The following is a 22,348-nucleotide window of genomic DNA, read 5'->3' as shown; positions in this document are numbered from 1 at the left end:
GTTCTTCATGAAAGTGTCATAACTCACCACAGATTACACAGATTCACACAGATAAATATGTCAGATATCAATAAACTAAAAAAATCTGCGTGAATCTGTGTAATCTGTGGTGAGTTATGACATATATGGAATCCCGGTTTACTTACCGTAATCGTCGTACATCATCAACAGATGTGAGGAGCTCCAGCTGAAATGGGGAGCTTTTAGGCGTTCGCCGGTATGGGTTCCGTAGTTCTCGTGGATGGGGGCACCCTCTTTCAGCCCGCTCAGGCGGTCGAAGACTTGCAGCGTATATTCATCTGCCAGCTGGTTGTAGCCGTAGTTGCGCAGTCCACGGATGGCAAAGTAGGTCTGGTCCAGCCAGATGGGGCCACGCCAGTAGCCGCGCGGATTGTATTTGGGATTGTCGGCGGCAATGGTCGGGAAGGGGATATACGTGGAGAACTTTGCCGTATCTTGAAGCATGGGCAGCATGCTGTCCACTTGCGCTTGTGTGGCAATCCGGGTCCACAACGGAGTGTAGGCTTCGCAGCCCGGCTCTTCGATGAATGAACCGTCCTTCAGACGGCGGTCGCAGAAGAAGTTGATGTTCTTGTCAAAGAAATAGTCGGCTACCTGGCTACTGTAGTCCGGTGCGTCGAAAGGTATCTTCAGCAGGCTGGAGAATTTCTTCAGCAGTTTGCATTCCAGTGCCAGATAAGCGTTCAAGTCCACACTCTCCTGATCCATACTCCAGGCATCCTCGTAGCCTTCGTTTTTCAGCATCACGGCGCCGTCAAAACGGATGGCGTTGTCCATACCGCTTTCCCAGGCGGCAGCTTCCAGTGTTCCGTCGGTAGCACCGTATTCGCACATGCCATTGCGGTTGTGGTCGCGTTTTTCGTACCACCATTTATAATAGGAGAGCAGTTGAGGGTACATTTCGGCAACGAAGGCGGTGTCACCCGTATGGGTGAAGATTTCGTCGACAGCCCAGCATACCAAGGGAGGTTTGCTGTCACGGGCATTGTTCTCGGAGGGGTCGGTATAGATACAGTCGATAATCATGCCGTCCGGTTGCTGGTAGTCGAACATGGCGCGGATGTTGTTCTTGGCCAGTTCGGGGTCGAACTTGGCGGTTCCGGCACTGAAGCGCCAACTGTCCCATGCCCAGAAGCCGACGAAATAACCTACGGCATGGCTCGGGATGATGCCTTCGTGAAGCAATCCGCCGCGGTGTGTCCGCCAATTGGAGATGAGCGTGGTGACGGCTTTCACGGCGATGCGGTCGTATTCGGGCTTCATGTCCTTGCGCAGTATCTTGGTGAGGTAACCTTCCCAACGTTCGGCATTGGCTTGCAGGGCGGGGGTGGGATTATTGAGCAAGCCCGGCAGGTTTTGCAGGCCGGCAGTCATCTCTTTTTCGGAAGTGAAGAAAGAGATGGCTACGTTGACGGGGTAGCGCGGAGAGCGGACGAGGGCTGTATAGTTATTGTCAGTCTTGGCCAGCTCTACATTAGGAGTAAAGGTCACGGTTACGGTTTCGCCACTGGGATGACGGGCGATGACGGAGTTCTGTTCTACGCTGACGGTGATGTCTTTGCCCCATTGGCTACCGGAGAACAGCAGGTCTTCAGCCGTGTCGGCTTCGATGCGCAGCAAGGCGGTCGAGGCACTTGTGAAGTTGAGCCGTTGCGTGATGCTCCCGTGGGTGGAATGTGCCGACATATAGAGCTCGCCGGGGTAATAGCAAGTGGAATCCGGAACAAAAATCTCTTGTGTATCTTTGGCAAAGCTTACGACGGCGGCTGACTGTGCCATCCACTGGCGGCGGAACATATCGAGGCTGAAGGGGCCGCAGAAGCCGTTGACCCATTGTTGCCGTTCGGGCAGCGTGAAGCCCATCCACGAGCCGGCGTCGGTGAACCAACCGTAGCAGCGGTGCAGGGTGTCGGGAGTATAGGAGATGTCCAGTATGTCGGCGAAGGTATACCGTTTCTCCGTAGTGCTTTTCATGCCGGGGGTGCAGGCTGCGATGCCTGCGGCCAACAATGTGAAGCAGAGTATGCGTATAAATTTGTATTTCATATGAATGAGGTATTTAACGGTTATTTGTGCGCTTGTTCCGCTGCATCATCCTCCGGTGCGAGAGGGGCGAGCGTGAAGCTGTATTTCCATTCGTGCGGAGTGATGGTGTACTCGGGATGAACTTGTGCTCCCCAGGTATTGTCACCGCCTACGCCCATCTGCTTGTGGTCGATGTTGAGCCATATCATATCTTTCTTCTGGATGCTTCCACCGTGGCGGCGCTCCATCTGTGAGGGACGGTATTCAATGTCCTCCATCGGGAAGTTCCAGGCGCTTACGCTCAACGGTTCCTCGCCCACTACCAGCAGACCTTCACCGGCAGCATTGCGCAGGGCCACCCAGCGTACGTCACAATGATTGGCCGTCTCTTGGGCACGTACATACGGATGGAACTGTTCCCACACCGTGGCGTTGTAGAGGCCTATCAATGCTCCCGTCTTGCGGTCGGCGTACGTCTCTTGCGGACCACGGCCCAACCAGGTCATCATTTCATATTCGGCAGGGAGTATCATGCGCATGCCCAGACGAGGCATCTCGCTCAATGGCTTCTTGCCGGGGGTGAAGTGCATGGTTACCTGAACCTTGCCGTCGGGAGTGATTTTGTAGAGAGTCTGCAAATCAGCATCTTGTTCTTCCATGCGGTAGGTCGCAGTGACAGTAGCCGTTTGTCCGGCTTCTGCAACTTCGATGTTCTGCAGTTTGGCATCGCGTCCGGCGTTTCTCCAGGTGCCGCAGCGTATCAGGTGCCCATTTGGAATATCATTATCGGTCAACGGGCGCCAGAAGTTGGGTTGTAGCCCTTCTTTAATCAGATTCTTTCCGGTGTAGTTCAACTCTGTCATTTCACCGTTTCGGGTAGAGAAAGCTACCTGGAAGTTGTTGCCTTTCACGGTCAGTGTTTCGTTGTTGCGGTCTACGGTCAGCGTTCCTTCCACCGGCTGAACGGTTTTGGCTGACGGTGCAGAAGGCAATTCCCATTGTTCGATGGCAACCTCGTGTCCTTTCGGTACTAATGGCGCTTCGTGCTTGGTAAATGCACGCAGTGTGAGGAAATACTCCTTGCCGTCGGCAGGCAGCGCTTTCAGTGGCAATTCTATGTTGGCAGAGTTTCTGGGAGCAATCTTGGGGAAATCCATCTCACCGTTCTGAACGGTCTTGCCGTCGCATTCCACTGCCCAGCGGAGGGTATATCCTTCCAATCCGATGAAATCGTGCCAGTTGGTGACCTTTATCTTGTTCGGGGTGAAGGCGAGTGGTTCGAAATGGATATATTGCAATACCTTCTTCACTTCGTAGATGTGCGGGTGCGGGGTGCGGTCGGCAGCAACCAGGCCGTTGGCACAGAAGTTGGAGTCGTTGACGACACCTACAAATCCCATGTCGCCGCCAAAAGCCCAGATGTCGCGCTGGTTCTCGTCCTTGATGGCAAACGTCTGGTCCACCCAGTCCCAAATGAAACCGCCTTGCAGCTGGTCGTACTTGTAAATCAAGTCCCAGTAGTCCTGGAAGTTACCTACACTGTTACCCATGGCATGGGCATATTCGCAGAGAATCATGGGGCGGGCATCACGCTGGTTCACGTGTTGGCGCAACCTCCAGATGCGTGCGTACATGGGGCAATAGATGTCGCTCTTGGAGTTGTAGCCACCCCCTTCATATTGTACGGGACGGGTGGGGTCTATCTTCTTGGTATAGTCATACAGAGTTTCGAAGTGCTTGCCGTAGCCCGACTCGTTGCCCATAGACCAAGTCACGATGGCGGAGTAGTTGCGGTCGCGTGCAATCATACGGCTCATCCGCTGCATGAAAGACACCTCCCAGTCGGGATAGTTGGCAAGGGTCTCATCTTTGTGGAACATCATGCCATGGCTCTCGATGTTGGCTTCGTCTACCATATAGAGTCCGAATTCCGTGCAAAGCTCGTACCACGCATAGTTGTTCGGGTAGTGGCAGTTGCGTACACCGTTCAGGTTGAACTGCTTCATCAGCTGGATGTCGTGTATCATGGACCCCACGGTGATGGTACGTCCCTTGTGCGGGTCGTGCTCGTGACGGTTCACCCCCTTGAAGAGGACGGCCTGGCCGTTAATCATCTGCATGCCGTTCATCATTTCCACGGTACGGAAGCCGAAAAGGTGTGTAAAGGATTCCAGAGGTTTCCCTTGTGCGTCAAAGGTGCTGACTACCAGCGTGTAGGTGTTCGGTGTTTCGGCATTCCAGGTGCGTGCATTCGGGAAGACTTGCTGCTGGGTAAACAAGGTGTCCGTGGCAGAGGCTATGGACTTCTTCCGGTCATAGATAACCTTATCCCTGTCCATTACCTTCACTTCCACCGTTTCTCCGGCTTTAGGCCGATGGAGGAATACATCCAGCTTTAGTTCGCCATCCTTGTAGTTGTTTATCAGTTCCGCTGTCATCCGGAAGTCCTTGACGCGGCTCTGGGGGCGGGCGTAGAGATAAACACTCCGTTCGATGCCGCTGTATTTCCAGTAGTCCTGGCCTTCCAAGTAGGAACCGTCGCTATAACGGAATACTTTTACAGCCAGTCTGTTGTTGCCCTTCTTCAGCAGCTTGGTGATGTTGAAGTGCGACGGCAGGCGGCTGTCCTCGGCATAACCCGCCAATTCGCCGTTTACCCATACATAGTAGGCAGACTCCACTCCTTCGAAATCGAGGAAAACGTCCATGCCTTCCCAACCTGCCGGGACGGTGAACTCGCGGATATAAGCACCTACGGGATTGTAGTCGGTAGGCACGTAGGGCGGATTGGGGGGGAACGGATAACGGGTATCTGTATAGATAGGTGCATCGAAGCCTTGCAGTTCCCAGCTTCCCGGAACTTCAATTTTACTCCACTTGCGGGTACTGAATCCGGGCTTGTGAAAGTCTTTGGGGCAGAGGTCATTGTTCTTTGAAAAAAGAAATTTCCAGGTGCCGTCCAGAGTGATACGGCGTTCCGTTGCAGGATTAACGTCGAACCGTACGTCGGCGGGCAAGGCACGTTGTTTCAATGCGTTGGCTTCATTCGTAAACGGGGTGAAGTGGGCGTGCATCGGTTCTCTGTTCATTTCGTTGACTTGCGGGTTCTGCCACGGCTCGTTGTCGGCCAGGGCACCGGTGCAAAGCAGCGAAGAAAGGAGAAAGGTATAAAGTTTGGTTTTCATTATTAATAGGATTTAGTGATATAAAAATGGCTCTTGTCAGAGACCGGTGTCTGTCAAAAGAGGGTAAAAGCCCTATATCGAGCAGAACAATGTCACCAGGAACGGAACGCTGAAATCGACCACAAACCCGTGGAAGATGGAAACTACGACAAACTGCTGTCCGGCTGTCCGTGTGATGATGGGTAGTGTGGTGTCCATCGTCGTGGCTCCTCCGGCAGAGATGGGGGCAAGGTTTCCGAACCATCGTACCAGCAACGGGGCGGCTAGCAGTGTCAGAATCTCCCGGCTGATATTGGCAAGCAGGGCGATGGTGCCCAGCTCGGCTCCCTTGTATTCGGTAATGAAGATGCTGGAGAGCGAGTAATAGCCGAATCCCGAGCCTACGGCCAGACAGTCCGTTATAGAACGGTGTGTCAGAATCAGACTGACGGCTGCCGAACCTGCCAGTGTTCCCAGTATCGTCATGATGGGCAGGAATACCAGTCGCGGATTGAGTGAACGGAAGTTCTTCAGGGTCTGCGGGTCGTTGCCTACGCTCAACCCTACACTGAACATCAGCGCGCAAAGCGCGTAGTAGCTGATATTGGTTTCTGCAATATCAAAAGGCAGCAGATGGCACACACCACAAATCGTACCCAATACAAAAAAGCCCACAATGATAAGACTTCCTTTCATGCCCTGCCTCCTTTCCTTTTATACAAGGCTCTCCAGAGTGCCCAAGCAGCGATAACACTTCCCAAGGTCCCTCCCAGGGTGAGGACAACGGCTTCATATCCGATGGTATGGAGTCCTCTGATAATCTCTTCGTTACTTCCTACCTCAATACCGAGGATAAACAGTAGCAGCCAGATAAGCAGGGTGATGATTGGATGAATCTTCTTTAAGTCCCGTTTCCGTAAGAGGTAGCCCAGCAGCATTCCTGTGAGCACTAGTCCGATGATTGTAAACATTGTCTGTATGGTTTTGTGAATAGATGGAAAGCTGTCTTACCCTCAAAAGCGCCTCCTGTTTAAAGAGGGGAAGGCGCTTCTGAGGTTTGACAATTGCAAAATTACTTCATTTCCAAATATCTTTGGTTCTCTTTCACTCCTTTTTCTTGTGCAGGGCATAAGCGGAATGAGAATTCCATCTTACGGGCAGGAATCAGGTATGGTTGATGCGGGTAGGCTCCCCAACTGGTATCTCCACCCACACCCATCTGCTTGAAGTCTATGTTCCAAGTCACCATATCTTTGGGTTGGATGTCTGAGATATGGCGTTGTGACTTGCGTGTGCCGGGTTCATCCAGATCTTCTGTCGGGAAGAGGTAGGCACTGCCGCTGATTGTGGGTGCACCGATAACCATCAGGCCATTGCCTTTCAAATCGGTGAGGCTCATCCAACGTACATCGGTCTTGTTGCCGTTTTCTTGTGGACGGTCGTAGGCGAAGTACTGTTCGGCTACGCTACCTTTGTACAGACCCACGAAGGAAGAACCGTTGCGGTCGCAATAGTTCTCGTGCGGACCTCGACCTAGCCATGCCATTTGGTCGTATTGCTTGTTCAGGGTGATGCTCACACCCATGCGGGGCATCAAAGGTAAAGTGTCGTTGGCAGGAATGAAAGTACAGTTCACATCGAGGCTGCCTCTCGGTGAGAAGCGGTAGCGGACAATGAATTCCGAACCGGCAACTTCTTCGGGCAGACGGTAGTGTGACACTACTTCATAGCCATCTTTGTCGAGCGCTGTTTTCTCCAATGAGGTGAGTTTGACGCCACGTCCGGCTTCACGCCACGGGCGCAGGGTCTTGTTCATGTCGTTGCCCATGTCATTGTCCGTCACCGGACGCCAGAAGTTGGGACGCAGTGCTTCCTTAATCATCTCTTCCTTGCCTTCCTTGAACGAGCAGAGTGCTCCGGTGGCTTTGTCGAATCCTACACTGACATTTCCGGCAGTGAGGACAAGTAGGGCTTCGCTGTCGCTTGCCGTCACGTTGCCTGAGGCAGCTTTGGGGGTAACAGCCTTATAGAAGGGAAGCTTCACTTGTTCGGCAGCCAATTGTGTACCGGCCTTCAGCAGACCCTCGTCGCGCTTCTGGCTGGCATAGAAATTCAGGTAATATTCTACTCCTTCGGTGGAATGTATGGTGGGGAACTGTGTCCGGAATACGCCTGTCTGTTGGGCGGGCAAATCTACATTATCTATGCGTCCTTGTGCCAATACTTCGCCGTTGCCTTCCAAACGCCAAGTGAAGTCAAAGTCATTCAGGTTGGTGAAGAAGAACTTGTTTCTAAGCTCTACCAATCCTTCGTGATAATCGAGCAATCTGAAAGCCATATTCTGGTACACCCGTTTCACTTCATGTATGTGGGGCTTCAATGTGCGGTCTGCGGCAATCAGGCCGTTCATGCAGAAGTTGGCCGAGCTTGGAGTGCCTTCGGGGGCAAGGTCGCCGCCGTAGGCCCAGTAGAACTTACCGTCGTCGGTCTTGTTGTAAAGACCCTGGTCCACCCAGTCCCAGATGTGACCGCCTTGTAGAGAAGGGTACTTCTCGATGATGTCCCAGTAGTCTTGCAGATTGCCCACACTATTACCCATAGCATGAGCGTATTCGCAGAGGATGAGGGGCATGGTGGGCAGATAGAGAGCATGGTTTATCAACACGTCTATCTTCTTGTACATGGGGCAGAAGATGTCGGTGAAAGGACGGTTTTTGCCAGAGTCCTCGGAGTGTACGGGGCGTTGGGAACGGTCGTGGGCATGAATCCAAGCATAGGTGGCTTGGAAGTTACAGCCTGAGCCGGTTTCGTTGCCCAATGACCAAATAATGACGCAGGGGTGGTTCTTGTCGCGTTCAAACATACGTTCTGTACGGTCGATGAAAGCCTTCTGCCATTCGGGTTGGTTGGCGAGGCATTGGTCGGGTTTGTAGCCCATGCCGTGGCTTTCGATGTTGGCCTCGTCCACTACATACATGCCGTAGATGTCGCACAGTTCATACCAGCGCGGGTCGTTGGGGTAGTGGGAGGTGCGCACGCTGTTGATGTTGTTTTGTTTCATCAGTTCCAGGTCGCGTATCATGGAGGCTTCGTCCACTACATGGCCGTGGTAAGGGTCGTGTTCGTGGCGGTTTACGCCCTTGATGTAGACGGGTTGCCCGTTGACGAGTAACTGTGCATGTTTGATTTCCGATTTGCGGAATCCGATGTTGCGGCAGATGTACTGTGTCTGGCCGTTGGCACGCAGTGTAATCATCATCTGGTATAGGTTGGGCTTTTCAGCACTCCACAGTAGGGGCGTTTCGATGTGTTTCAGGAAGTGCAGCTTGTTGTCTTTGGCGCGTTGGCGTTCAGTGTAGATGACTTTTCCCTCTTTGTCCGTCAGGCTCACTTCCACTTCGGCACCTTTTACCTTGGGCGTTTGAGTACGTTGGGAGTTTTGGGCATTGTCCAGTTCCACATAGAGGTGGAAGTCGGCGTCCTTATACTCGTTGTCGAGGTCGGTCACTACTTCAAAGTCGCGCACGTGGATGTTGGGACGGGCATAAAGGTACACATCACGTTGTATACCGGCAAAGCGCCAGTAATCCTGATCCTCTAAGTAGTAGCCGTCGCTGAACTTGAATACCTGCACGGCAATCTCGTTCTGTCCGGTTACTGCATAGGGGGTGATATCGAACTCACTGGGGGTCTTGGAATCTTGCGAGTAACCCACCTTTTCACCGTTGACCCACACATAGAAAGCTGAGGCCACGCCTCCGAAGTGGAGGACGATTTGCTTGCCTTTCCAGTTGGCAGGGACGTTGAATGTGCGTTTGTAGGAACCTACGGGACTGTTTTCCACGGCAATGAGTGGCGGGTTGCGCTTGATGCCGTAGCCGGCACCTACATAGAAAGGATGGCCATAGCCTTCCATTTCCCAGTTGGCAGGCACTTTGATGTTGCCCCATCCGCTTACATCGTGGCCTTTTTCAAAGAAGTCCATCGGGCGCTGGTCCGAACGGGGAACAAACTGAAACTTCCAGGTACCGTTCAACGACTGAAAATATTCCGATTGACTCTTGTCGTTCTTCACTGCTTTCTCTTTGGTGGTGTAGGCCATGAAGGTGGCGGCAGAAGGCAGACGGTTGATGTGCAACACATCAAAGTTTTCCCAATCGTTGTCCGAGTGAGGATATTTGTCGGTTCTTACGGCGGTTTCCGCTTTCTTGGTGTCGCCCGTCTTGTTCATGGGTGTACCGTCGTACTGTGCAAATGCGCATAACGGTAGCATCAGTGCGAGGGTGCAGATTGAATGTATCTTATTCATATTCGTATGCTTTTAATGATGTATAATCGTTTGTCTTTTCAGACTTTTGAGAGTTGTTTTGCGTGAGAGTTACTCATCGAGCAGCATCTTGATGATACATGCCGAACTCCAGCCGAAGTTAGGCGAATTGAGCGCTTCGCCGGTCAGCGGGTTGTAGTTCTCGTGGATAGGGCCGTCGGTGGTGAGTCCTTGGGCGTTGTTGATGAACTTCTCAGTCAGTATGTCGGCTTCCCGGTCGAAACCATAGTTGCGCAGGCCGGTGATACCGAAGTACACTTGGTCTACCCAGACCGGGCCGCGCCAGTAGCCGCGCACGGGACGCAGGCGAGGATGGCTGATGTCCAAGGTACCCAATGGAAGGGTGGAGTTGAACTTCTGCGGGTCCATCATCTTCTGCATCACCTGTTTGGCCTGTTCGGGAGTGGCGATGCCTGCCCAGAGTGGCAGCCAGCATTCGGCACCCATCACTTTGATGTGCTCGCCGGTATCGATACGGGTGTCGTAGAAGAATCCGGTTTCCTTGTCCCACATCTTTGTCTGTACGAATTCTTTGATGACTTTGGCTTCGGCATTAAGCTGTGCCGCCAGTTCGGGCTTGTTCAGGAGGGTTGCCATTTCGGCGAGGATGGTCTTGTCTACGTAGAGGAACGAGTTCAGGCAGATGTTCTCCTGGTTCATGGACCATGCCTTCTCGTTGTTTTTCTGCATCACGGCATCGTCAAAGCGTACGCCGTTGTCCATGCCGCTTTCCCAACAGGCAGCAATGAGAGTGCCGTCGGTGGAACCGTATTCGCAGATGCCGTTGTGATTGTGGTCGCGCTCGGCATACCACCACTGATGGAACTTATAGAGCTTGTCGAACATTGTTTCGAGGAATTTCTTGTCGCCGGTAGCTTTATACACGTTCATGGCTCCCCAGGCGGCTACGGGCGGTTTGGCATCGCGCCAGTTATTGTATTTCTTGTTGTAGCTGATGAAGTCGGGTACCATGCCGTTGTCGGCTTGATAGTCGAAGAGGGTAATCATTTCGCTTTTGGCTATCTCCTCGTTGAAATGTACGTTGCCCGAAGCAATCTTCCAGGAGTCCCACGACCAGATGCCGTTGATGAATCCGTTGTACGACGGGTTGCTGCCGCCATGCAGGATGTCACCGGCAGGGGTGCGGTAGTTGCTGTTTAGGGTCATCATTGCTTTTACGAGTACCTTGCGGTATTTGTTGTCCTTGAGGTACTTGCTGTTTCCGCTCAGCAACGAAGCGATTTGTGCGTTCCATTGCTGTTCGTTTAGTTCAAAGCAATTGTCTATATTCAGCGTTGCTATGGCAGCCAGTTCTTTGGCTGTGTCTTCACCGCGCAGCGTCAGGGTTTGAGTCATCTCCGACTGATAAGTCTTGCCGGGTTCCAGGGTCATTTCACTTTTTTCTGTGACGTGCAGGCTATCGCTCCCCACAGCCTGAATCTTGTCTGCTGTGAGGAATCGGATTACCGTGTTCGTGGAATCTTTGGGGCGGATGAAAGAGAGACCTTTATCTATGCTGCTTACGACAGAGGTAGGCTCGTATACGCCTCCGTTCCAGTCGAAGCTGACCTTTACCGGTTTTTGGCTCATATTCTTCACGATTGAACGTATGGCTACGGAACGTGAGGTGAGGTAGCACAATTCGGTAGTGAAGTTTAAGTTCTCATCGTTGTATTCCTGTATCAGTTTGCCGGGGAGGTATCGGGTGGTCTGTACATTGTACACCATCCTATACTGTTCGCCGTTCACCCACAGCGTAGGTTCGGCGAGTCCGGCAGCTATCCATCCGCGTCCGGTCATGACCATAGGTCCCATGAAAGCACCGGCATGGCGACGGTTTTCGTTGTCGGGCAGTGAGTATGCCATCCAAGCACCTTTGTCGGCAAAGACGTAGGCATCCCAGTCTACGGCTCCGGCGGGAGTGTTCTTTATGTTGATAAGATTACAGAAGTCCGCTTGCTTGGATAAAAGCGGTTCTGAAGAAGTGGGAGCTTTGACGCACGAGGCCAGTATGCAGGCAACGATGCCAGTCAAAGCGATGTTTTTATTTGGATGTCTCATGGTAAATTAAGTATATGATGAAATGAAGTCTTGAAACAGAGAGTTCTATTAAAAGCAATCTCTATCGGATGGGATCCCGTTTCCGGCATTTCGCTTCCGATAGAGACTGAGTTGTAGGGTTATCGGTTATTTTGTGTAACCTTCGTTTTGCACCCAATCAGGATTCATCAGGAATTCTTTGTGAGGGATAGCGAGTCTGATATGCTTGGTCGATATGAAATTGCTTGCGAAAGGCTTTTCATGACTCTTAAGTGCGTCTTCCACAATGCCCCAACGGATGAGATCATACCAGCGTGAGCCTTCGAGGGCCAGTTCGCAAGGACGTTCCACATCCTGCAGGTGCTTCAGCACTTGTTCTTTACTTAGGGTGTCGGACAGTGGCGTTACGTGTACACGGTCACGTACTTTGTTGATGTATTTGATGGCTTCTTTAGAGTTTCCTTCATCGTTCAGACACTCGGCATAGAGCAACAGGATGTCCGCATAGCGGATGAGGGGGATGTTGAAACCGGAATAATCCCAGTAATCACCCAATGACTTGTCGTAAGTCACATATTTGCGCCAGTAGATATTGTCTTCTTGGTGGTAATCACTGAATCCTTTGCCGTCTTCGTAATAGAACGGACGGGATTTGGGATCGTCGAAAATGATAGTCTCATACAATCGGTCGCTGTATTCCCCATCTTCGGTGAGGTCTTTCTTCAGTGTATTGAATAACCATTTGGACGGATATGCTTCCTCGTATGCGCCACAGCCACTGTCGGGACCCAAGTGCAAGGTAAAGAGATTGTATTCGTAGTGCCCGCCTTCCAGACTTCCGGTGAACTGTACTTCAAGGATGGATTCCTTATTGTTCTCGTGTAGTCCGTTGAAGTTGTCGCCATAGTTCTCCATCAGTTCATATCTGTGACTGTCAATGACTTTCCAGAATTCTGTTTTGGCTTTGGCCTTTTCGCCGATGAACATATAGTATTTGCCTAAGAGTGCTGCGGCAGTATATTTAGTGACGCGTCCGGCCATGTTTGTATTCCATTTTTCGGGAAGGTTGGCTTGACATTCACTCAGTTCTGTCTCGATGAAAGTCTTCAGTCTGCCGGCTTCTACCTGAGGAGGATAGAATTCCTCTTCGGTACCTTCGAGTTCGTGCTCGAACATTGGTAGTCTTTCACCGAAGTTGATGAAGAGACGGTAGTAGTAGAAGGCTCTCAGAAAACGTGCCTCGGCAATACTGGTCGCTTTGGTCTGCTTGATGCCTTCGTCATCGTTGTCGGGCACATTGGGAATGTTGTCCAGACACTGGTTGCAATAGTTGATACTGGTATAGAGGTTGGTCCATTCATCGTTGGGCACGTAGTTGGTCGATTCGTTGTTGTACATGGCCAGTTCCATCCAGGCGGTCACGTCGGGGCGGTAGTCCAGCTCGTCGCTGCGGTAGTTGTCTATCACAATGTAGCGTTCGAAAGGTTGCGCCCATTCGATGGTAGGCTGTAGTCCAGCGTAGGCTGCGGTAAGTCCTTTGAGGATGTCGGATTCGCTCTTCCAGAAGTTTTCGGGGTCCAGTGAGTTGGGGTTTCTGTCTTCATCCAGGAAATTTCCGGTACATGAAGAGAGTGCCAGGCCTCCTAAGACTGAGGCGCACAATAATATATTCTTTAATTTCATAATCATCTTTTTTAAAGTTTTGGTTCAATTAAAATCCGAATTTAATACCGGCCATGAAAGTGCGGCATAGAGGTGATGAAGCATAGTCGTAACCCATGCGGTCAATACCACCGTTGGTAGAGGGGTCATAGCCACTGTAACCGGTGATGGTAAAGATGCGTGTACCACCTACATAGAAACGGAGGTTGCTGATGCCCAACTTACCACAAACTGTAGCAGGCAGGTTGTAGCCCAGTTGCAAGTTGTTCAGGCGGAAGAAGTCGCCTCGTTCGATGAAACGGTCGGAAGTGCGAGCATTCTTGTTCGGGTCGCCGTATACGGCACGTGGAATGTTGGTGTTGGGGTTCTCCGGAGTCCATGCTTTCAGTGCGTTTCTGCCATAGTTGAACTTGGTATCCATACGCTCCAATTGATATTTGGTATAGTTGTAACGGTCTACACCGAGGTCACCGTAGAAGTTGGCTACCAAATCGAAGTTCTTGTAATTCAGTGTTACGTTGAAGCCGATAGAGGCCTTGGGGCAACCGTTGCCCAGAAGCTTCTTGTCATCGCTGTCCAGCATGCCGTCACCGTTTTGGTCTACGAAGCGGAGGTCACCGGGTTCTGCGTTGGGCTGCATGGGAATCCAGTTGCCTTTGCTGTCCTTGCGTCCGTGTGATTCTTTCCAAAGTTTGGCTTCTGCTTCATTTTGGATGATGCCTGCGGTTTCGTAAGCCCAGAATTCACCGAAGTAACCACCCACGTAGGTACGTGAAGCACCATATTCGTACATATAGTTGGGGTCTGCCATTGATTTCAGTTTACTCTTGAAGTGGCTCAGGTTGAAGTCAAGGTCATACTTGAAGTCCTTACCTGCATTACCGTGGTAAATCAGTTGCATTTCCATACCGGTGGTGCGCAGTTCACCGTCGTTCACCGTCAGTGCACCGTAACCGGTAGACAGACTGATGTTCTTTTCGGAAAGCATGTCCTTGGTGTCCTTGATGTAACCTTCAATCGAGAATTCCAGTTTGTTGTTCCATAGGCTCATGTCCACACCGATGTTTTTGTAGAAGGTAGTTTCCCACTTGATGTTCCTTGAGGGGAGGCTACGTACTGCATATCCCTGGTTTACGACTTTGCCGTCGAAGGGGTAGTTGATGTTGTCGGCGTTGGAGTCCAATTTGGGAATGTAGAGATAGAGAGGTACCGATTGGTTACCGAGGGCGCCGTAGCTCATACGCAATTTGAAGGAGCTGACTGTTTCTTTCATATCTTCCCAGAAAGGTTCGTTGGCAATGTTCCAGCCTACTGATACAGAGGGGAAGAACCCCCACTGGTTACCGTCGGCAAAACGTGAAGAACCGTCATAGCGGAACGAGGCCATTAACATGTAGCGCATTTTCCAACTATAGTTCACACGGCCAAATACGGAACGCAAGCCGCTACGGGTCTTTTCACCTTGCACACCATAGTCTTTGCGTGCCTGGCCCAGAATGCCCATGTCGTTGTTCTCGAATTCGGAACCCGATGCACCCAATAGGTCGTAAGTGCTTTCTTCTTGTGAAGCTCCCAGCAGGAAGGCGAAGTCGTGACTGTCTTTGATGGTGAAGTTGTAGTTGGCAGTCAGTTCCAGCAGGTCGTTGACGCTTCTGGTGCGGGTCTGTGATAGTGAGGCGCTTTCGTTCCACTTCATGGCACCCAGTTCGTAAGTAGGTTTGAATACGCGGGTTTCGCGGAAAAGGAGGCTACGGCTTGCTTGTGCCTTGATTACCAGTCCCTTGATGGGCTCATATTGCAGATAGCCCGATCCTTTGATGTAATCTGTGGCGCGGGTGTTCTCAATCAGGTTATTATAACCTACCATGTTGGCAGCATCGCTCATGTTCATGCCGGGGATGGCACCACCGTATCCGCCGTCACAATTCTCGTCATACAGACGTGCGATAGGTTCCATGTTGGTCACTTGGTATATGCCGGGAAAACCTGAGTTGGCTTCCATTTCCGATTCCCAACGGCTGTAGTTTACTGATTCGCCCACTTTGAACTTGCCGCGTTTCATGTCTGAGTTTAAGCGGAAGCCATATTTCTCGTCACCCGTGCCGGTCACGATGGCTTCGTTTTTTGAATAGAATACGGACAAAGCTACGTTGGCATTCTCACTGCCACTAGTGTACCCCACATTGTATTTCTGTGTGAAGCCGTTGCGGTAGTATTCGTCCTGCCAATCGGTGTCGCCAAACTGTGTGGGGTCTTGCTCATAAGCCGCAATGTAAGCAGGCCAGTTTTTGGGGTTTTGACCGGCGTTTGTACGGGCCATCTTTGCCATGTGGATAAATTCTTCGGCATTGCAGACATCCAGTTTCTTGGCTATCTGATCCACTCCCCAATAAGCTGAGAACGTGATTTTGGGTTTGGATTTGGTACCACGGTAAGTCTCAATCAGGATAACGCCTGCGGCGGCGCGTGCTCCGTAAATAGCGGCGGTGGCAGCGTCTTTCAATACAGACATTGACTTGATGTCTTCGGGGTTCAGAAAACTCATATCACCCGGAACGCCATCGATAATTACCAACGGAGAGTTGTCTGTTCCATAAGTGGTTACACCGCGCACCTGCAGGCTGGGAGTGGAGCCGGCGGCACCGCTACCAAAGTTAACTATCAAACCGGGAGCCATACCCTGCAGGGCAGTTTCGGCATTAGCGGTAGGTATGTTGTTTAGTTTATCGCCCGATACGGAACTTACCGAACCGGAAACATCCGATTTCTTTTGTGTGCCATAACCGATAACGACTACTTCGTCCAGTAGTTCGGTGTCTTCTTTCAGCACCACTTTCAATTCCTTGCGACCATTGAGGGCGATTTCTTGTGGAGCATAGCCCACGTAAGAGATAATAATAGTGGCTTTTGGGGAAACGCTGAGGGTAAAGTTACCGTCGATGTCAGTGATTACTCCATTTGTTGTTCCTTTCTCTAATACACTGGCTCCGATGACAGATTCACCGGAAACATCGGTTACGGTACCGTTCAGCTGAATGTTCTGTGCCAATGCGCCCATAGGCAGCATAAAAGCAAAGAAGAGAAGTAGCTGAATGACTCTTTCTTTGTAGTAGTTACTTTTACTCATTTGAATAAGTTTTTAAGGTTAATACTATTGGTTTTTCACAATGCTAAATTAAGCTTCATAAACAGGAATTGCTAATGAATGTTATCTACAAGCAGACTACAAGAGAGGGATATTCTTTGTTTTATTATCTACAAATAGTTTTGTAAGTATTTGATAAATAGGAGTAAATGAGATATTCTATATCTACAAAACTATATCCACATAAACTTTTCCCGATTTACATTAATTATTGAGTTGCGCAAGTAAACGGTGATTAGATGAAGAAGGAAACCAACTCTTTTAGAAATATCAAGCAACTCAAGTTTCGCAGGTCTTTTATAATCATTGATAAACAGTAGTATCTCAACTCTCCTCCCCGGAGGAGAGTTGAGATACTACTGTTTATCAATGATGTCCCTTGCAGATGGTTTGCAGATGTTTTATCTGCAAGCCATCTGTAAAAGAGGAAGTCGAGTATAAGACGGATGACATTCATATCTTATCTCTTGCAAAATACGGATAACTTATTAGTTCATAGTGATGAACACTTTGTTTCTGCAGTACAAAACACTTCGTTCATGTAGTATAAAACGTTTTGTTTGCACAACATAAAACAAGGTGTTTATATAGTATGAAACAAAGTGTTCACTATAATGGAACAAAGTGTTCGCCCTAATGAAACACATTGTTCTACACGTCGAAACAAACCGTTCTGTGTGTTGAAACAAGCGGTTATATTGGGGGAAACAAAAAGAAAGCTGTCTTTTCCTGTCTTTTCCTGATTTCACTAGACACTTTTTTTCTTTATAAACGCCATTAGTAGACGGTTCTTTCATTTGCATACTGATACAGTAGTCCCTTCTTCCGGACTTGCGAGCCTATGCTTACTTGTTCGATGCCTTGTTTCTACTGAGACAAAGTGAGAGCAAACTTTACCCTCACCTTTTTGAAATTGCCCTTACTCACCTCTGAAAGTCCGATGAATAAAGACTTTTAGGTAAGCAGTGAGGGCGGTGAGGGTAGAAATGCAAAATAAATATTTTCAGCCTTGAGCCGGGTTATATATTTTGTAGATAGTCGGTCAGGTCTTCTTCGGAAGAGAGGTTGAGGGATTTGCGCAGGCGGTAACGGTTCATGTTGATAGTTTTAGGGGTAGTACCGGTCAACATGGATATTTCTTTGGTAGACAGGTTCACCCTTAGCAGGGTGGCAAGATATTTCTCGCCTTGTGTCAGTTTGGGATGAATCGCTACCAGTCTTTGGAGGAATTCATTGCTTTTATCATCGATGTTTGTCAATAGGGCACTGTTGGTTTTGTCTCCGCTTTGGCTCTGGCTGATGAATGCGTTGATTTTCTTCAGGTGGGGCGTGATGGCTTGCGCGTCCATCTTATATCCTTCTTTCACCATTCCGCGTATTTTGTCCAGCAGTTCATTGCGGCTTTTCAGGAATACGGCGAAGCTGGTTGCCTCCTGCCGACTGGTAGCCAGGGCATTGTGTACATTTTGAAGTTCCAGCTCTTGCTGATGCATCTTCAGTTCGGCCACTTCTTTTTCGGACAGTTGCAATTGGTAGCGTGCTTCTATCAGTTGCAAATCTTTTCGGCGTTTATACCATTTATATAGAAAGATGCTGAAAGCTATTCCCAGAATAAGTACGCTGCCCAAAAGCCACAAATTGCGTTTCAGTAGCTCTATCTTGTAGGTTTGTTCCTGCATTTCAGTAGCATATTTTTGGTCTTGGTATCTTTTATAGGAAATTTCCTGCTCGATGTTGCGTAGCTTGTTGCTACTTTGCAGTTCCTTGCCCAGGTGGTACCTCTTGTCCAGATACTTATAAGCTTGGGCATAGTCACCTATAGCTGCATATACCATGGACGAATATTCGTAATTGTCGCAAATCAGTTCGCGGGCTCCGATGTTGTGGGCATATTCATAGGCTTTGCGCAATGCTTCCAAAGCGTTGGAGTATTGTTTGCCGTAGTAATACTGTTTTCCCATGTTATTGTAGTTTTCTCCGAGGGACCATTGGGCATCCAGATTCTTGTTGATGGTGATGGCTTCCTGGATGAAAGAAAGTTTCTCTTCCGTATTGCCTCGGTACAGACAGAGGTTGTTCAAGTTGGTTGCAATCTCTTTCAGGTTTCGTTGGGCACGGTTGATGGCCAGCGCACGCTGGAAGAAACGCTCGGCAACGGTAAATTCACTCATGAAGTGGTGCATTACTCCACGTTCGTTATAGCATCCGGCCACAGAGGTGGAATCGCCGATGGATTTGAAGATGGAGGTTGCTTTGTCGTTCAGTTCAATGGCTTTGTTGTAATCGCCTAGTTTGCTGTATACACGCCCCATCAAGGAGCAGAGTTGTGCCATTTGTTTTTTGTTGGTGGGATGGATATATTTTTGGGTGTCATAAAGATTCTTGATACTTAGGTCGAAGTTCCCCAACAATTGTTCGGCTTGACAGTAGAGAATCATGGCTTGTGCGCGGACCTCACTGGGCTCATCTTCGGGAAACAAGGCAGAAGCCTGAGCTGCATAGTAGGAAGCTTGTTTGGGGTTGTTGTACAGGTATTTCTGTGCTTGGTCAATCAATTTCTGTGCTTGCTGCATGTCTTGAGCTTGCAGTGGGGCAGCTGCTGACAGAAGACATACGAGTAGTAGACATAGGTTTTTCTTCATGGCATCGTCTTGTTTCTGCAAATTTAATTAATTCTTCTTAGAAGTCCGGTTTCCCTCCAAAAAGATTTATCTTTGTGCCTCAAAGATAGCGATATATATGTTATTACCTTATTTGAATAAAGATTTGATAGAGGCAGGATGCGATGAGGCCGGTCGCGGCTGTCTGGCCGGTGCGGTCTATGCCGCTGCTGTTATTCTGCCAACGGACTTTAAGAATGAACTTTTGAACGACTCCAAGCAGCTGACGGAAAAACAACGCTATACCTTGCGTGAAGTGATTGAGAAAGAGGCTCTGGCGTGGGCGGTGGGCGTCGTCTCTCCCGAAGAAATTGACAAAATCAATATTCTCAATGCCTCCTTTCTTGCCATGCACCGTGCTGTTGACCAACTGAATGTCCGCCCGCAACATCTGCTGATAGACGGCAACCGCTTTAAGAAATATCGGGACTTGCCGCATACTACCGTAGTGAAAGGAGACGGGAAGTACCTTTCCATCGCTGCCGCCTCCATTTTGGCAAAGACCTATCGTGATGACTACATGAACCGCCTTCACGAGGAATATCCGTATTATGACTGGAATCGTAACAAGGGGTATCCCACCAAGAAACATCGTGCCGCCATTGCTGAGCGGGGTACTACACCCTATCATCGCTTGACGTTCAATCTTCTGGGGGATGGGCAGTTGTCGCTGAACTTCGAACAATAGTATTATCTATAAATGTGCTTTAGCCAATATTCGAATACTGGATCTTGAAGTTCAATTTTATTTCCGGGCAGTATGTCAATTAAGTCTTTTTCAGTAGCAACTTTTTTCAGATTTTTTATGTTGACAGATGTCCCTAATTGGTATTTAGTAAGCACTTCTTTAGATGAAAAATTGGTAACACCGTCAGCAACAGCCATTAGGAAATTAATTTGTTTGGGGGTTAGAGTATCTATCAGATTGGCGAAATCTTTTCCCTTCTCGGATTGTTGAGCCGATTTGTTGGAATGCTGACCGATTCACGATCATTCCTTTCTTATCCCCTTAAGTAATGATGTGAAAAACGGTGAGATGCCAATAGGTGAGATACCGCGCACTTGCAAGATGGCAGAGGACATTTGCTATTACAACACTGTATTTAGAAGTGTAGAACAACTAAAAACAACAAGAAATATTCAAACGTAAATCTTTATTTATCAGTATATTATAAAAATTAACACTTCACTTATACAAAGGGTACTGTAGAAAAGAATTTTGAGAAAGTGATATTGACTTCCGGATGGAATATAAAACCTTCAACTTCAAAAAAAGAGTCTTGATTTAGAACATGGTATATAAGGTCACGAGAAACGTGTCTACCCTCTACCTTTTTATAGTTATTTTCTCTTTGAATTTACTACTGGTGCGATTTTATCGCACCAGTAGTATTTAGGGGATATTCAGTAAATGTCCCTACAAAATACAATGGCATATGAAAATGATAGAGCATGATCACTTCATATACCATTTTTATTGTTATTTTTCTGTATTTTCTCCTATACTCTTATCTATCAAGACATGATGCTGCGGAAGAAGCCTGATGACCTCTTCAGGTCTGTTCAGTAAACTCATATCATGCTGCTTTCACCGTTCTGTTTTTGATCTTGTCAATCATCAGTATGGTATTTGCCGTATGTATTCCGAAGAAAATTCACAGGATTTCCGTCTTCCTGTTCCTGGCCTTTATCCTTGAAAGCGAGTAATGTTGCTGCTTTTGAGTACCGAAGCTTCCTTTAAGCCGGGTGGCCCTTTCTTTTGAGAGCTCACTTCTGAGCACCTTCCTCAAGGGCTCATCTTTTGCTGCCCTTCCCTTGCGTGCAAAGGAAGTGGATATCCCCGTATTTCGTACAGAACTTCCTGTTGGCATTATTGGCATATATGGAATCGGCAGCCACACATCTTACCCTTACATTCATCAGCTTCTGCTGGATACGGATACATTCCTTCAAGCGTATACCCTCATTGAAAGCCTTGAACGAGAGGTGTTCGATGAACGATACTCCGTCTATCTGTATATTATTGACCTTTGCACCGAACTCGATGGGTTTGGTTTCCTTGCCTCTTACGATGGGACGTATATAATGGCGGTTGATGCTGACGATGCGATCACTGACTTTTCGGCCTTCAAACATTTCCTTTTCCTGTACAAGAACCTTTCTGATGATGGAAAGACGCTTCCGGTAATCCTGTGTATACCGGAGTGAAGTGCCGTATCGGCTATGAATCCCATCCCTTTGACTGATGAGCTTTTCAAGAAGCCTAATCATACGGCGCTTGAGCATCCTTGTCCTTGAGGCCTTCCTTTTTCTTTTCTTGCAGTAGGACAGATAGGATTCCGTCACATTCTTGTATTTGTTACGCGGACGCCTTATGCCAGGCTCACAGCAATGCTTGCAGATATGCCTGTAGAGCCATTCGATGCTTTCCCAAAGAAGCTTCATGTCCGTAGGAAAACGTATGTGGCTCTCGTAGCATGTGGCATCTGTCATGCACACGTGAAGATTCTCAAGGTATGGTTTCCAGTGTGAAGCCAGGATCTCCTGGAAGGAATCAATGTCAAGACGGGATGCTATCTCATTACGGATGGCACTGACTATTTTGAAGTTAGTTATTGGAAAGGATGGGGCTATCATAATTCCGCAGAACATCTGGTAGTGTATGTTCCCGTTCAGATGTTCCACCAACTGTCTGTCAGAGAACCCGGTGTAGGCCTTTAGGACCATAAGGGCTATCTTTGCGGAATGACTGAAAATGTTCATGCGGCCCAGACGCCGGTCTGACAAGCCTGCGGCTTTGCCCATATGCTCAAACGGAAACACCGAATGAAGCCTGCCAAGTTCACTCTCCTTAAAACTCCTGCGATATTTTTCCAGAATATCAAATTCTGTAAAGCCCAAAGTAGGGTGGATTTCCGAAATATGTTGTATCTTAGCCATATCTTTGCTGGGGAATTTCCCCCGTTTTGGCTTCCAGACCTTATTTGAGGGGGGTACCTAAAGATACAAAAAACAACTAATTCGCAATGCATTGTGTATGAATTAGTTGGATGGTTTTATAATATTTAATGAATGTCCCTTTTTAGGAGGGTAAATATCATCCGCTAGTGGTAAACATTCAAAATTCGGCTCCTTGGAAAATACAACATGATACGACTTTCTAAATTGAATATCAACTGATTAACCGGTAAAAAACTATCTATCCCTAGAGTGTGTAAAACGCTACCCACCTATAATATAAGAAAAAAGACTGACTTATCATGCCCCACAGAACGGGTATAGTGCAGTATGAATATATAAAATA

At 48.8% G+C, this 22,348-nt stretch carries 10 protein-coding genes and 3 pseudogenes; 2 read left to right on the top strand and 11 right to left on the bottom strand.

All coding sequences use genetic code 11. The annotated features are described in order from the left end of the window. Positions 1 to 138 precede the first annotated feature (138 nt). The 9 genes from NQ510_RS03255 to NQ510_RS03215 all read right to left on the bottom strand — a co-directional run bounded on the left by NQ510_RS03255 (position 139) and on the right by NQ510_RS03215 (position 19,026). Positions 139 to 2,067, bottom strand: coding sequence for an MGH1-like glycoside hydrolase domain-containing protein (locus tag NQ510_RS03255; RefSeq protein WP_034525911.1), 1,929 nt, complete (start codon positions 2,065 to 2,067; stop codon positions 139 to 141). Between the two features lie 20 nt (positions 2,068 to 2,087). Next, positions 2,088 to 5,231 (bottom strand): glycoside hydrolase family 2 TIM barrel-domain containing protein, encoded by a 3,144-nt coding sequence (locus NQ510_RS03250; protein ID WP_005830490.1) that lies wholly within the window; start codon positions 5,229 to 5,231, stop codon positions 2,088 to 2,090. A gap of 72 nt (positions 5,232 to 5,303) precedes the next feature. Next, complete coding sequence (locus tag NQ510_RS03245; protein WP_005830487.1) at positions 5,304 to 5,906, bottom strand: lysine exporter LysO family protein; 603 nt, start codon at positions 5,904 to 5,906, stop codon at positions 5,304 to 5,306. Continuing rightward, a complete protein-coding gene (locus NQ510_RS03240; RefSeq protein WP_005830484.1) occupies positions 5,903 to 6,181 on the bottom strand; it encodes a LysO family transporter in 279 nt (92 codons plus the stop codon). Before NQ510_RS03240 ends, NQ510_RS03245 begins: the two co-directional genes overlap by 4 nt. A 101-nt stretch (positions 6,182 to 6,282) precedes the next feature. Then, positions 6,283 to 9,519, bottom strand: coding sequence for a glycoside hydrolase family 2 TIM barrel-domain containing protein (locus NQ510_RS03235; RefSeq protein WP_005830482.1), 3,237 nt, complete (start codon positions 9,517 to 9,519; stop codon positions 6,283 to 6,285). Positions 9,520 to 9,588: 69 nt separating this feature from the next. Beyond that, on the bottom strand, positions 9,589 to 11,598 hold the full coding sequence (locus NQ510_RS03230; protein WP_005830479.1) for an MGH1-like glycoside hydrolase domain-containing protein: 2,010 nt from the start codon (positions 11,596 to 11,598) through the stop codon (positions 9,589 to 9,591). Between the two features lie 126 nt (positions 11,599 to 11,724). Then, complete coding sequence (locus tag NQ510_RS03225) at positions 11,725 to 13,260, bottom strand: RagB/SusD family nutrient uptake outer membrane protein (protein WP_005834532.1); 1,536 nt, start codon at positions 13,258 to 13,260, stop codon at positions 11,725 to 11,727. A 28-nt stretch (positions 13,261 to 13,288) separates the two neighbouring features. Next, the gene (locus tag NQ510_RS03220) at positions 13,289 to 16,366 is read right to left on the bottom strand and encodes a SusC/RagA family TonB-linked outer membrane protein (RefSeq protein WP_005830477.1); all 3,078 of its coding nucleotides are present in this window, start codon (positions 16,364 to 16,366) and stop codon (positions 13,289 to 13,291) included. 1,037 nt (positions 16,367 to 17,403) lie between these two features. Then, on the bottom strand, positions 17,404 to 19,026 hold the full coding sequence (locus tag NQ510_RS03215) for a tetratricopeptide repeat protein (protein ID WP_034525970.1): 1,623 nt from the start codon (positions 19,024 to 19,026) through the stop codon (positions 17,404 to 17,406). 97 nt (positions 19,027 to 19,123) lie between these two features. On the opposite strand from NQ510_RS03215, the gene NQ510_RS03210 reads away from it, so the two are divergent. Then, on the top strand, positions 19,124 to 19,732 hold the full coding sequence (locus NQ510_RS03210) for a ribonuclease HII (protein ID WP_005830470.1): 609 nt from the start codon (positions 19,124 to 19,126) through the stop codon (positions 19,730 to 19,732). 2 nt (positions 19,733 to 19,734) lie between these two features. Here NQ510_RS03210 and NQ510_RS03205 read toward each other — a convergent pair. Next, positions 19,735 to 19,977: pseudogene (locus NQ510_RS03205) on the bottom strand (AAA family ATPase); the annotation flags it as partial. A 6-nt stretch (positions 19,978 to 19,983) separates the two neighbouring features. Here NQ510_RS03205 and NQ510_RS03200 point away from each other — a divergent pair. Then, a pseudogene (locus tag NQ510_RS03200) lies at positions 19,984 to 20,194 on the top strand (glucuronate isomerase); the annotation flags it as partial. A gap of 427 nt (positions 20,195 to 20,621) precedes the next feature. Here NQ510_RS03200 and NQ510_RS03195 read toward each other — a convergent pair. Beyond that, positions 20,622 to 21,984: pseudogene (locus tag NQ510_RS03195) on the bottom strand (transposase). Positions 21,985 to 22,348: the final 364 nt, after the last annotated feature.

This window comes from Bacteroides uniformis (assembly GCF_025147485.1).
In the GTDB taxonomy this organism is placed as follows: domain Bacteria; phylum Bacteroidota; class Bacteroidia; order Bacteroidales; family Bacteroidaceae; genus Bacteroides; species Bacteroides uniformis.
The sequence above is the reverse complement of the archived record's forward strand: the minus strand, read 5'-3'. Positions and strand labels throughout refer to the sequence as shown.